General features: G+C 42.6%; 14 protein-coding genes. All 14 read left to right on the plus strand.

The genetic code is table 11. The annotated features are described in order from the left end of the window. Positions 1–31 precede the first annotated feature (31 nt). The 14 genes from MKY93_RS05680 to sigE all read left to right on the plus strand — a co-directional run bounded on the left by MKY93_RS05680 (position 32) and on the right by sigE (position 13,628). Positions 32–1,927 carry a penicillin-binding transpeptidase domain-containing protein gene (locus MKY93_RS05680; RefSeq protein ID WP_221836216.1) on the plus strand — a complete coding sequence of 632 codons (1,896 nt, stop codon included), beginning with the start codon at positions 32–34 and terminating at the stop codon, positions 1,925–1,927. A 53-nt stretch (positions 1,928–1,980) separates the two neighbouring features. Then, on the plus strand, positions 1,981–2,952 hold the full coding sequence (mraY, locus tag MKY93_RS05685) for a phospho-N-acetylmuramoyl-pentapeptide-transferase (RefSeq protein ID WP_078817814.1): 972 nt from the start codon (positions 1,981–1,983) through the stop codon (positions 2,950–2,952). Beyond that, complete coding sequence (gene murD / locus MKY93_RS05690; protein ID WP_340758510.1) at positions 2,953–4,302, plus strand: UDP-N-acetylmuramoyl-L-alanine--D-glutamate ligase; 1,350 nt, start codon at positions 2,953–2,955, stop codon at positions 4,300–4,302. 57 nt (positions 4,303–4,359) lie between these two features. Next, positions 4,360–5,448 (plus strand): putative lipid II flippase FtsW, encoded by a 1,089-nt coding sequence (gene ftsW / locus MKY93_RS05695; protein WP_009765596.1) that lies wholly within the window; start codon positions 4,360–4,362, stop codon positions 5,446–5,448. A 14-nt stretch (positions 5,449–5,462) separates the two neighbouring features. Beyond that, positions 5,463–6,248 (plus strand): cell division protein FtsQ/DivIB, encoded by a 786-nt coding sequence (locus tag MKY93_RS05700; protein WP_078817812.1) that lies wholly within the window; start codon positions 5,463–5,465, stop codon positions 6,246–6,248. Then, positions 6,220–6,945 (plus strand): DUF881 domain-containing protein, encoded by a 726-nt coding sequence (locus MKY93_RS05705; RefSeq protein WP_009765594.1) that lies wholly within the window; start codon positions 6,220–6,222, stop codon positions 6,943–6,945. Before MKY93_RS05700 ends, MKY93_RS05705 begins: the two co-directional genes overlap by 29 nt. Before the next feature lie 121 nt (positions 6,946–7,066). Then, entirely contained in the window at positions 7,067–7,786 is a 720-nt protein-coding gene (locus MKY93_RS05710; protein ID WP_078817811.1) for a DUF881 domain-containing protein, read from the plus strand. A 4-nt stretch (positions 7,787–7,790) separates the two neighbouring features. Further along, the gene (locus MKY93_RS05715) at positions 7,791–8,156 is read left to right on the plus strand and encodes a small basic family protein (RefSeq protein WP_078817810.1); all 366 of its coding nucleotides are present in this window, start codon (positions 7,791–7,793) and stop codon (positions 8,154–8,156) included. A 100-nt stretch (positions 8,157–8,256) separates the two neighbouring features. Continuing rightward, positions 8,257–9,543, plus strand: coding sequence for a cell division protein FtsA (gene ftsA, locus MKY93_RS05720; protein ID WP_078817809.1), 1,287 nt, complete (start codon positions 8,257–8,259; stop codon positions 9,541–9,543). Between the two features lie 47 nt (positions 9,544–9,590). Next, positions 9,591–10,757 (plus strand): cell division protein FtsZ, encoded by a 1,167-nt coding sequence (gene ftsZ, locus MKY93_RS05725; protein WP_009765590.1) that lies wholly within the window; start codon positions 9,591–9,593, stop codon positions 10,755–10,757. 850 nt (positions 10,758–11,607) lie between these two features. Next, positions 11,608–11,775, plus strand: a complete 168-nt coding sequence (locus tag MKY93_RS05730) for a hypothetical protein (protein WP_340758511.1) — start codon at positions 11,608–11,610, stop codon at positions 11,773–11,775. Between the two features lie 37 nt (positions 11,776–11,812). Beyond that, positions 11,813–11,965 carry a hypothetical protein gene (locus MKY93_RS05735; RefSeq protein WP_340758512.1) on the plus strand — a complete coding sequence of 51 codons (153 nt, stop codon included), beginning with the start codon at positions 11,813–11,815 and terminating at the stop codon, positions 11,963–11,965. 110 nt (positions 11,966–12,075) lie between these two features. Continuing rightward, the gene (locus MKY93_RS05740; RefSeq protein WP_340758513.1) at positions 12,076–12,924 is read left to right on the plus strand and encodes a sigma-E processing peptidase SpoIIGA; all 849 of its coding nucleotides are present in this window, start codon (positions 12,076–12,078) and stop codon (positions 12,922–12,924) included. Continuing rightward, positions 12,918–13,628 (plus strand): RNA polymerase sporulation sigma factor SigE, encoded by a 711-nt coding sequence (sigE, locus tag MKY93_RS05745; RefSeq protein WP_009765586.1) that lies wholly within the window; start codon positions 12,918–12,920, stop codon positions 13,626–13,628. Before MKY93_RS05740 ends, sigE begins: the two co-directional genes overlap by 7 nt. Positions 13,629–13,637: the final 9 nt, after the last annotated feature.

The raw sequence follows: 13,637 nt of genomic DNA on the forward strand, positions 1-13,637 counted from the left end.
AGGTAGTGAGTCATTGCGGTCTTTCATTGATATGCAGTCGAAGAAACGTTTACGAGCAGCCTTTATCATTTTCTTTATCAGTATGCTGCTAGTTGTGGGCAAATTATTTCACGTGCAAATCATTAAGCACGAATGGTTAAAAGAACGAGCAAAAGAAAACTGGGATCGGGAAATTCCTTTTGGCGCCATGCGAGGTGACATTATGGATCGCAACGGCGACCTGTTGGTGGGTAATAAATTAGCGCCTACCCTATATTTTATGCCCTCTCAAAATCCAGATATCTCCAGTTCGATACCTGATATCGCCAAAATTCTTGATTTACCTCCAGAAGTATTGGAAGAGAAAATGAAGAAAAAGGAATACATGGTAAAGCTGGCGCCAGAGGCAAAGAACATATCGAAACAACAAGCAGATGAAATAACGAAACTTCAAGTACAAGGCTTGTATGTAGGTGTGGATTTTGTTCGTCATTACCCATATGACGACTTGCTGGCTAGGTTAATTGGATTTACTGGGTATGACAGTAAAGGATTGGCAGGAATTGAGTATGCGTATGATGAGATTCTGAGCGGTGTTGGTGATAAAATTAGACTGTTTACAGATGCGAAAGGAATTCCGTTGCCACATGTCGAAGATGGTTTTGAACATGGGAAAGAAGGATCGTCTCTAGAACTGACCATTGATTTGAAAATGCAACAAATCGTGGAGCGTGAACTGATCCAAGCGATGGAGAAGTATGAAGCTACGCAAGCGTTGGCAATTATCATGAATCCTAAGACAGGGGAATTGCTATCTCTCGCATCCGTCCCTGGCTACGACCCCAAAAATTATCAATCGACGGATTCGACAATCTATAATCGCAATTTACCGGTTTGGATGACATATGAACCCGGCTCTACCTTTAAAATCGTCACTTTAGCCGCCAGTCTTGAAGAAAAAGTCATTGATTTGGAAAATGAAAGTTTTTATGACCCAGGCTACACGATGGTCGCGAATGCTCGCTTACGTTGCTGGAAGCGAGAAGGACATAAAGACCAAACGTTTCTTGAAGTCGTGGAAAACTCGTGTAACCCAGGTTTCATCACGATGGGGCAGCGCTTAGGAAGTGAAAAGCTGGATCGATATATCCGGTCATTCGGATTTGGTGAAACGACGGATTCTGGAATCGCAGGTGAGGCGAAAGGGATATTGTTCTCCAAAGAAAAATTTGGTCCTGTTGAACAAGCAACGACATCTTTCGGACAAGGAATTTCCGTTACACCGATACAGCAGGTTCAAGCAGTAGCCGCTGCTATTAACGGAGGAAATCTTTTCAAACCATATATCGTGAAAGAAATAAAAGATTCCGAAGGGAAGACATTGAAAAAGTTCGAACCAGAACTGAAAAGAAAAGTAATCAGTGAAGAGACTTCTGCGCAGGTCCGACATGCACTCGAATCTGTCGTTGCTAATGGTTCCGGACGCAATGCATTTGCGGATGGTTTACGAATTGGCGGCAAAACCGGAACGGCTCAAAAAGTAGTTGATGGTCGATATAAAGATGGTGATTATATTGTTTCATTCATTGGTTTCGCACCGGCGGATGACCCTGAACTACTCGTATACGTAGCAGTGGATAGCCCGAAAAACTCGGTTCAATTCGGTGGTGTTATTGCCGCACCTATTGTCGGGCGGATCATAGAAGAAGTGGCACCGATTGCGAAGATCGAAAGAAGGAAAGACCAGCTCGAAAAAGAGTACAGATGGGGGGATGCTGTTACGTTTCGCGCGCCTGATCTACTGGGCATGAGTGAAAAAGAATTGCTTGCCCAACAGTACACGTTCAAAATGGAATGGCACGGCAAAGGCAAAAAAGTCATTCGTCAATTGCCGGCTCCGAATACATTAATGACCGTGGAGGATACGATTCATCTGTACACAGAATAACAAAAACAGCAGAACCAATATGTATCTGCTGTAAATTAGAAGGAGAACCTATCATGACACTCGGTACGACAGTCACGACAATTGCTGTAGCATTCTTTGTTTCAGCAATTGTCGGGGTGATCATCATCCCATTACTCAGAAGGCTGAAATTTGGCCAAAGCATTAGGGAGGAAGGTCCACAGGCGCATATGAAAAAAGCCGGTACCCCTACAATGGGGGGACTTATCTTCCTAATTTCCATTACAATTTCAACACTTGCTCTATCTTACATAAATGATTCGCTGACAACTCATACAATTGTATTGCTAATTGTGCTGCTCGGTTTTGGGTTCATTGGCTTTTTGGATGACTTCATTATCATCATAGCGAAAAGAAACTTAGGATTGACATCGCTGCAGAAGTTAATAGGACAGATCGTAATTGCGATCGTCGCTTTTTTCTTGTTGAAGTTAGGGCCATTCGAAACAACAGTCACCATACCGTTCACTACGATCGGGTTGGATCTAGGCGTATTTTATGTGGCGTTTCTTATTTTTTGGCTAGTCGGCTTTTCCAATGCCGTCAATTTGACAGATGGACTGGATGGTCTCGTTGGCGGAACATCGACGATTGCATTTGCAACGTTTGGTGTGTTTGCTTTAGTTTACGAGCAAAATGACATTGCATTGTTTGCGTTTGTTGTGGCGGGTGCGATGCTAGGATTTTTATTGTTTAATATTAAGCCGGCTAAAGTGTTCATGGGAGACACAGGTTCATTGGCGCTTGGCGGGGTACTTGCCATGATGTCCGTGCTGATCAAACAAGAATTACTATTGCTCGTGATCGGTATAGTTTTCGTTGTTGAAACCTTGTCTGTCATCATTCAAGTTATCAGTTTTAAGTTGACAGGAAAGCGTGTTTTCAAAATGAGTCCGATTCATCACCATTTTGAATTATCAGGATGGTCTGAATGGAAAGTCGTCGTTGTATTTTGGGGAGTGGCATTATTGGCTGCTCTCGTACCGGTCTTTTTGGAGGTCATGTAGATGAAAAATATAGAGCAATTCATAGGGAAAAGAGTGTTGGTTGTTGGTTTGGCTAAAAGCGGTCTCGCAACTGCAGGTTTACTGCGACGTCTTGGAGCGGAGGTAGTGGTTAATGACGCCAAGCCGCTTGAGGGGAATGAGGAAGCCGCTGAACTTCAAGCGCAAGGTGTTGAAGTAATTGGCGGCGGTCATCCAAGTGATTTATTGAAACGGGATTTTGACTTTATCGTGAAAAGTCCAGGGATTCCGTATAGTAATCCATTGATTGCGAAAGCAGTTGCTGCAAATAGTACAATTTGGACCGAAATCGAATTGGCTGGAATAATTAGTGAGGCACCAATCATTGCGATTACCGGTTCAAACGGTAAAACGACAACGACGACTCTGCTTTACCACATGCTGAATATAGGTAAGAAAAAACCGCTTATCGCCGGTAACATCGGAACGGTTGCTTGTACGGTAGCGGAAGAAGCAAAGTCGGATGAAGTTATGGTATTAGAAGCTTCTTCATTTCAATTAGCAGGCACTGAGAATTTTAAGCCTCGAATCGCCATTTTTACTAATTTGTACGAAGCTCATTTAGATTATCACGGTTCGATCGACGAATATTTGGAAGCCAAGTTACAGGTTGCTCGAAATCAAACAATGGATGATTTCCTGATTTACAATGATGATCAAGAGGTTGTGAGCCGATCCGTTGAATCTTTGTCTTCTCAAAAAGTTCCATTTTCTGTGGAAGGGAAAAAAACTACTGGTATTTCGGCCGATGAAGAATGGATTTATTGGTTGGGAGAGCCATTTATTGAAACAAGAATTATCAAATTGCCAGGACGTCATAATCTGGAAAATATCTTGGCGGCAACTGCGGCTGCAATTCTCTCAGGATGTGAAAAGTCGGCTATTGAAAATGTCTTGAGTTCGTTTACGGGTGTCCGTCACAGGATGCAATATGTCAGGGAGCTGAAAGGCCGCACCATTTATAATGATTCAAAAGCAACGAACACTTTGGCCACGAAAAGCGCCTTATCCTCATTCCGCACACCGATTGTCTTAATAGCGGGGGGCTTGGAGCGAGGACATTCCTTTGAGGAATTGCGTCCCTATATGGCCAATGTGCGTGTTGTAGTCGCTATAGGGGAGACTGCCCAGCGTTTTACCGAATTCGCAACGTCGTGCGGTGTCCCACAAACGTTCATTGCTTCTGCTATGCCAGATGCTGTGCAAATTGCTTATGATTCTAGTGCAGAAGATGATGTCATTTTATTATCGCCAAGTTGTGCCAGTTGGGATCAATATCCAAACTTTGAAATCCGAGGAGATCAATTTATTGAAGCAGTAATGAAATTGTAAATGAGTTGTAATAGTAGGAGCGTATAATTGAAAAGCGACTGATTAATTTGCGGAAGGATGCGAACGCTGGAAAGAACATATCGTGCAGTCTTTTTGACATCTGCTTTGTTGCTGTCGGTGATTGGGCTCGTGTTTGTCCAATCGGCGGGTTCTTATTGGGGAGAAGTGCATTATCAGGATTCCTCTCCATTCATCGTCAAGCAAGCGATTTATATGGCTGTTTCTTTAAGTATCGCCTATGCATTATATAGAAGCCCATTGACTTCACATCCAAAATTTTGGACATATTTTTATGTGGGTTCGATCTTGATGTTAGTAGCAGTTTTAATTCCTGGCATTGGAGTTGTGCGAAACGGCTCTCAAAGTTGGATAGCACTCGGACCGATCAGTTTGCAGCCCGCCGAGTTTGTGAAGGTTGCCTTGCTTGGAAAATTGGCCAGCAGTATGAAGCGGAATAAGAAGAAATCTTGGCAATGGCAAGATTTCGCACTCATTTTATTGCCGGCTACTTTAATTATGATGCAACCTGATTTAGGTTCTGCCGTCATAATGATCGTTTCTGCTTTTGTGATTCTTTTCTTAGCGGGCTACCCACTCTCTTTCTTTATTTTTCTTTTTGTTTCGGGAGTGACTGCATTTATCGGGCTGATTTTAGCGGCACCTTACCGATTAGATCGAATAAAATCGTATATCGATCCATGGAATGACCCGTTAGGAACAGGTTTTCAAGGAATTCAATCCTTGTTTGCCATAGCACCAGGCGGATTGTTCGGACATGGACTTGGAAATAGTCGTCAGAAGTTCTTATACTTACCAGAACCTCAAAATGACTTCATCTTTTCGATCATTGCGGAAGAAATCGGTTTTATCGGCGCAGCATCTATCATTTTGCTTTTTATATTATTGTTGGCATCGACATTTGGTATCGCCATTCGGCTGCGTGATTGGAATTCGTTTTTGGTCGTATCCGGTATGGTGTCCATGATTATCTTCCAAACATTTTTAAATATGGGTGTCGTTTCGGGGTTACTGCCCGTTACAGGGGTTACATTACCTTTCATTAGTTATGGCGGTTCATCGCTATTGACAACCTGGCTGGCGGTTGGAACGATCTTACACTTTTCAAAAGGCAAAAGGATGGGCTGAAAGGAGAACAGCGTATGGATAAAGTAATCGATATTGAAGAACGAATCCCATCAATGCGTAAGAAGCGCAGGAGGAAGACGAATAAAAAATTTATTCTACTCGTTTCTTTATTCTTAATTGTTCTCCTTTCATTGCTGTATTTTCAATCTCCATTAAGTGATGTTAAAGATATAACCATCAATGATACGAAGTTATCTGATGGGGCTTTCTACAAAAATCAGAGCGGGTTGTTTACCGGTCAATCATTGTGGGGGTTCCATACAGAGGACATCGAAAAGAGATTATTGAAAATCACAGGTGTAAAAGAAGTCACGGTGTCCAGAAAGTTCCTCAACAACGTCAAGATTACGATTACTGAATGGGAACCGATAGCGTATATAGAAGATAAAGCACGGTATGATTTATTGCTGGTGAACGGGGATCGCATTGAAGCGAATGAGGCAGATTCGCTCTTGCATGCACCTATTCTTTCGGGGTTCACTGAGCCGGATGTGATTGAACAGACGATTCAGCAGCTTCAGAAGATGGACAACTCTGTCTTTGAGTTGATTTCAGAACTTCAATATATTGAGGAAGATAAAATCCGGGTATTCATGAACGATGGATATGAGGTGCACGCGGCGATCATGAGCTTTGCTGAAAAAATGTCCTATTATCCTGAAATTATTGCACAGTTGCCTAAAGAAGAAAAAGGTGTACTGGACATAGAAATCGGTGTGTTCTTTAAAACGTTTACTGACTATTATGCCGAACTGGGACAGGGGGAGGAAGATGGAGAAGAAACCGAAACAATCGAGTAAAAAAAGAGGAAAGCAGTTGCTATACTCTGTCGTCTTCCTTGTGCTCGGCTTCATTCTTGCTTTCTCCTATCGAACGATCGGCAGCAATCATAAAGAGTTGGATGAAGTACAATCCGAACTTTTTTTGCAGGAAGAGCAATATAGAGAAGAGTTAATTGGGCAGCAAGAACGAAATAAAGAATTAACCGACGAATTATTAAGTAAGCAAAAAAAAGTGCATGAATTCGAACAAGATTTTTCCAGCAAGCAGAAAGATCATGCAGTGCTGGTGGATAAAGCGCAAGATTTACGTTTACTATTAGGTGTGATTCCTGCCAAAGGTACAGGCATCAAGGTAACAATGGAAGATTCGGATTATGATCCATCTATACAAAATCCGAACGACTATATTGTCCATGAAAGCCACGTATTACGTGTGGTCAACGAGCTGAAGATAGCGGGTGCTCAAGGCGTGGCAATTAACGGGCAGCGAGTCAATTCCAATTCGTACATAAAATGTACAGGCCCTGTTATTATGATTGATGGCCGGACATTTCCAGCCCCCTTTACAATCGAAGCAATTGGCGACCCGAAAGTGCTGTCTCCTGCTTTGCATTTGAAAGGAGGGGTAATAGACGGACTGCTGAGAGATAATATCGTTGTCACAACAGAGGAAATAAAAGAAATTCAACTACCAGCAATCCGTGATAAAGCCTAATCTTTATTCAGTAGAAGACTCTCACTTCTCTTAGGTTGTGGAATGAATGCGGTTTTATTTCCTGTTCAGAGGGTGTTCAAACGCCAGCTGAACAAAGATCAAGAGGTAGAGGGGGGTTAGAGTGAGTGGGAAAGTAAACTGGAAGTTCACATTAATTTTATGCATTGTCGGCTTCATGCTAGCTTTGCAATACAATTCCATGAACACACCATCTACCCGAGATACAAGAGATATGTGGGCCATCCGTAATGAATTGGCCAAAGAAAAGAAAATTCATTCCGAGTTATTAGGTGAGATACGGGAAGTGGATCAAACGCTTGCTTCCTATACAGAATTAACGAATGAAAAAACAGCTGAAGCTTTGCAGAATACATTGGATAAATTGTACAAACAAGCGGGTTTTATGCCGACCACGGGTCCAGGCTTTGTAATAGAAGTAGCACCATCTCCTGAAAGTATCGCGTTCGGTTATGAAGTGGAGCCTTTATCATCTGAGCTTCTGACCCGGTTTATCAATGTGGTGAATCAATATAAAGGTAATGAATTGGAAATTGATGAGAAACGTTTCACAACACTTAGTTGGATCCGAGATATTAATGGAAAGTTAACCGTTAATGGGGAAAATGTTTCTACACCGCCATTCAAAATCAAAGTCGTATCGCCGACAATCGAGGATAGTAAGAAACTCTACAATCATTTGCTCTCTTCTGCGATACAAGACGAATTTTATTTGGATAACCTTATCCTCACCATCAGTAAGCCGGTAGATCATATAACGTTACAAAGCTGGACGGGTGGTTTCGAAAATCAATTTTTAAAAGAACAAACGAAGGAGGAATGACAATATGTGGCTACCACTGCTTGGGCTGCTCCTTGGCGTTTCACTTGGTTTGCTCTCGGATATTCAAATCCCGCAAGTCTATAATAATTATTTATCCATCGCGATTTTGGCCGCATTTGATACACTGTTTGGCGGAATTCGCGCTCATCTTCAGCAAGTATATGACGACAGAGTATTCGTTTCGGGGTTCTTCTTTAATATTCTCCTTGCAGCAGCTTTGGCATTTATTGGCGTGCATTTAGGCTTAGACCTTTATCTTGCAGCAGTCTTTGCCTTTGGTGTTAGGTTGTTCCAAAACATAGCTGTAATCCGTAGAATTTTGCTGGCAAAGTGGACATCGAGGAAACAAAATTCCAGTACGAATGTCTGACGTAAAACATTTACAGAAGAGGGTGCTGAAAATATTTAGACAAAGTAGTCAAAATACAATAGAATGTAAGTTAATAGTTGCCTTTAGGAGGTGTCAATAATTGAGTCAATCATATAATTATGTATCACTTGATATAGGATCATCCACTATTAAAGTGTTGATCGGAGAAATGGATCATAACTCCCTGCATGTAATCGGTGTGGGAAATGTTCAATCAGCAGGCATTCGAAAAGGTACAATTATTGATATCGATGCAACGGTTCAATCAATTCGAAAAGCAATTGAACAGGCGGAGCGCATGACGGGCTTGAAAATAGAAGACGTTGTTCTCGGAATCCCGGCAAATGGCGTGCAACTTCAAGATGTCAAGGGAGTAGTGGCAGTCAATTCAGAGAACCGTGAAATCACTGATGATGATTTAGAACGCGTCATGAAATCTTCTCAAGTGATGAATGTGCCGCCTGAAAGAGAGATCGTCAATCTTGTCCCTAAACAATTTATTGTAGACGATTATGATGAAATTACTGATCCTCGTGGTATGATGGGGGTTAGATTGGAAATGGACGCAACGTTAATTACGACGTCCAAAACTCTAGTACATAACATTTTACGATGTGTGGAACGGGCGGGATTGCAAATACGTGAGATTTATTTGCAACCTTTAGCAGCAGGTACCTTCGCATTGTCGGAAGACGAAATGAATCATGGAACAGCCTTTATCGATATTGGCGGCGGTTCCACTACGATATCCGTATTTGCAGAAAATCGTTTGGTCAAAACGTCTGTGTTGCCGATCGGCGGAGATCATATTACGAAAGATTTGTCGATTGTTTTAAAGACACCGACTGAACAAGCCAGAATGATTAAGCATCAACACGGACATGCCTTTTATGATGATGCTTCAGATGATGAATTATTTGAAGTGCCGGTAATTGGGGCAGACTCCAAGGATCAGTACAGCCAGCGTTATATTTCTGAAATCATCGGTTCACGTTTAGAAGAATTATTTGATTTGATATTAGAAGATTTATATGAAGCTGGAATACATGACTTGCCTGGCGGAATCGTCATTACCGGCGGCACGGCTAAATTGGATGGTGTTTTACAATTAGCGCGTGAAATTTTCAAGACAAGAGTTCGTCTGTATACGCCAGAATATATAGGTGTAAGAGAACCGATGTATTCCACTGCAGTTGGCTTAATCCGCTATGCATATATGGAAGATGTTTTCTTTGGTCATGAAGAAGGACAGGCTAGTCTGTCTCAAGCGGATGAAGCGGTTTATGAGCCAGCTGAACAAAACACCAAATTGGTCAGACCGAAAAAAGAAAAAGGCGAAGGCTTCATGAAAAAAGCCAAGAAGATGTTTGATAATTTCTTTGAATAAGAAATAGTGTAGACGGGAATTGCAGATAAAGAAGAGGAGGAGTACCAATGCTTGAATTTGAGACGAATGTAGATGCATTAGCAGTAATAAAAGTTATTGGAGTAGGTGGCGGCGGGAACAACGCAGTGAATCGAATGATTGAACACGGGGTGCAAGGCGTTGAATTTATTGCAGTTAACACAGACGCCCAAGCATTGAAACTTTCTTCAGCTGAAGTGAAGTTGCAAATTGGGGAGAAATTGACTAGGGGTCTAGGTGCTGGTGCGAATCCTGAAGTAGGGAAAAAGGCAGCAGAAGAAAGCAAAGAACAAATTGAAGAAGCATTACGCGGAGCAGATATGGTATTTGTTACAGCGGGAATGGGTGGAGGTACGGGTACGGGTGCAGCACCTGTCATCGCTCAAATTGCTAAAGATCTAGGTGCATTGACGGTCGGTGTCGTGACACGTCCATTCACGTTTGAAGGAAGAAAGAGATCGACACAAGCCATCGGTGGAATTACCGGCATGAAGGAAGCTGTCGATACATTAATCGTTATTCCAAATGATAAATTGCTTGAAATCGTCGATAAAAATACACCAATGCTTGAAGCGTTCAGAGAAGCCGACAATGTATTGCGTCAAGGGGTTCAAGGTATTTCCGATCTTATCGCGGTTCCTGGACTTATTAACTTGGACTTTGCAGATGTCAAAACGATCATGTCAAATAAAGGTTCTGCCTTGATGGGGATCGGCATGTCCACTGGAGAAAACAGAGCAGCGGAAGCAGCCAAAAAAGCGATTTCCAGTCCATTGCTTGAAACGTCCATCGATGGTGCAAAAGGCGTCCTGATGAATATTACAGGCGGCTCTAACCTAAGTTTATTTGAAGTACAAGAAGCGGCAGACATCGTAGCGACAGCATCCGATGAAGATGTTAACATGATCTTCGGTTCTGTCATCAACGATAACCTAAAGGACGAAATCATCGTCACAGTCATCGCAACCGGTTTTAACGAAGAACACCTGACAGCACCACGTCCAGGCAGAGGCCCAGGAGTTGGAAGCGGCATTCGTCAACGCGAAAGCAAGCCGGTTCAACAACAGGCACCTACACCAACTAGACGTGAAGAGCCTCGTTACGAGCAACCTGAACCAAGACAGCCACAAACGAACCAACACGAAGAACAACTGGACATCCCAACGTTCTTACGCAACCGTCAACGACGTAAATAATTTATAAACCAAAGCTTTCCACATGAGAATAAGCTCTCTAGTGGGAAGCTTTTTTATTTTGCATGCTCCTGTATCCGATGTATTCAATTTTAGAAGCTTGTTTTGTCCCGTGGCTCGATTTATAGTGGGTTCTGGCAAGAGACGGGGTGTGTACATTGACACCGCTTCGCCGCTCGGAGATTGCCTTCTGCCATGAGCCAACTAGCAAAGAGCGCTAGTTGGCTCATGGCAACGGCCGACCCCGCAGTTGCGGCTACGCTAGTGTGGTTAAAATAATGTGTGTGGTGTTTAATCTAATATCCTCTTTGTTGTTAGTGCTAGCTTGTGAAGAGAATGAACTTCTTTTTTTCTACATGCTAAACGCGGGAGCCATCCGCAAGCGCCGAAGTGAGTTCAGTGAAGTTACTCTTTTTGTTGTTACGTTGCTCGATTTTTTAGAATATCCGAAATAAATACAGGTTTGTACATTATCACCGCTTCGCCGCTGGGGGATTGCCTTCTGCCATGAGCCAACTAGCAAAGAGCGCTAGTTGTCTCACGGCAACGGCCTACCCCTCAGTTGCGGCTACGCTAGAGTGCGTAAAGTGCTTGAGTATAGTATTTAAAAAAGTACTATTACGTTGTCTCGTAGCTCGACTTACAGTGGATTCAGGCAAGGATATAGGGTGTACATTATCATCGCTTCGCCGCAGGGGGATTGCCTTCTGCCATGAGCCAATTAGCAAAGAGCGCTAGTCGTCTCGCGGCAACGGCCGACCCCGCAGTTGCTGCTTCGCTAGTGTGGTTAAAATAATGTGTGTGGTGTTTAATCTAATAACCACTTTGTTGTTAGTGCTAGCTTGTGCAGAAAATGAGCATCCTTTTCTTCCATTTGCTAAACGAAGGCGCCTTACAAGCGGTAGGCGTAGCGACGAGACAGACAGGCGGTCTTCCTGACTGGCTCATCGCAGGAGCCATCCGTCAGCGCCGAAGTAGGTCCAATGACGTTGCTTTGCAATTGAATAAATGCTCTTTTTAAAATTTGAAATTGTTTATCCGAAATACACAATATCTACTTGTACTCGCCAAACGAAGGCGCCTTACAAGCGGTAGGCGTAGCGATGAGACAGGCAGGCGCGCTTCCTGTCTGGCTCATTGCGGGAGCCATCCGCCAGCGCCGAAGTGTGTTCGATGAAATTACTCTGTTCCTGGTCCTGTCTTGCATTTAACTCCACAAGCAAACTACTCAAACTTTGTCGAAGGCTTTGCCGGAAAGCGTCCGCGTCCTGACATTTTTTTTAGGAGGTCCATGATAATCTATTCCTAAGGAGGCCGGCATATGTATGGGGAACTAATGATAGGAATCAACATGCTCTTTAACTACGCCATCCTGTCATTCACGAATAAAGTAGGAAACCATCAGACGAGCAGAAGGAGGCTATGGAGTGCCTCGTTTATCGGAGCCTTCTTTATTACGTTGTTTCCATACTCCATGCTAGCGATCATTGTAACTTTTTTGGGCATGACATATATCGCCTTTGGACAAACGCTCAGCAGTTGGAAAAGCTCCGTCCTTGCGGTCCTAATCGCTGCATTTTTTGCAGGTGGACTTCTGACACTCGTCTATGCAAATGTCCCAACCATGCAGAACAACAACTTATTGTTAATTGCTATCGGACTAACTTATCTCTCACTTTATATTGTGAAAATCAAATGGCTAGATACACGCAAGAACACAAGCTTAATTCGTTATACACTGGATTCCGTCGTGCAACTATGGGGACAATCTATTCCGTTAAAAGTGTTTATTGACACCGGCAATCATTGTATTGAGCCGATTTCAGGAGCTCCTGTACATTTTATTGGATATCAGGCAGTAAAAGAACAGTTACCTGCCGATTTTGCAGATGCTTTGGAAAAATGGAAACCAGACAATTCGCCTGATCTATCTGGATTTCCTTCTGTGTATCAAAAAGATCTACGACTTATCCGCCTACAAACTGTACAGGGTGCATCTTGGACTGTTGGTATCAAATTCAAAAGCTGGTTGGTGGATGAACAGCCATTGCCTTCAGGATATATTGCCCTAACGAAAGAGCAACGTCAATATCCACAAGGCGCATCAGCAATTTTGCAAGTCAGCGCAATGGAAGTGATGAAAGAAGAAAGGAGAACGGATACATGTTAATTGAAGTGAAAAAATGGGTTTCCTTTATCGCAGGTTTTTTTAGAAAAAAGAATGGAACATTTTATATCGGAGGACATGAATCCCTCCCTAAGCCACTGGACAAAGAACAGGAAGCCAAAACAATTCAAGCATTAATGAATGGCGATCCAGCCGCACGTGATACTTTAATTGAGAAAAATTTAAGGTTAGTTGTGTATATTGCAAGACGTTTTGATAATACCAATACGAATATTGAAGATTTGATCAGCATCGGAACAATTGGCCTTATAAAAGCAATCGAAACTTTTAAAGCTGATAAAAATATTAAGCTCGCTACGTACGCATCGCGCTGTATTGAAAATGAAATTTTGATGCATTTACGCAAGACAAGCCGAATGCGTTCAGAGATATCATTCGATGAACCGTTGAATTCAGACGCGGATGGGAATGAATTGCTGCTATCAGATATTCTGGGTACAGATGAAGATATTATTACAGATGATGTTGAAAAAAAGTTGGAACGTCAATATATGATAGATGCGATTCAATGCCTTGATGAGAGAGAGCGATATATTATGGAACAGCGCTTTGGATTGATGGGCACAATGGAAATGACACAGAAGGAAGTTGCGGATTTATTAGGAATCTCACAGTCCTATATTTCAAGATTGGAGAAAAAAATCATTTCCGAGCTTCGTGATCGGCTCAACCAGCCCATTTCTTAATTGGACGTA

Source organism: Sporosarcina sp. FSL W7-1283 (genome assembly GCF_038003105.1).
GTDB classification, from domain to species: Bacteria; Bacillota; Bacilli; order Bacillales_A; family Planococcaceae; genus Sporosarcina; species Sporosarcina newyorkensis.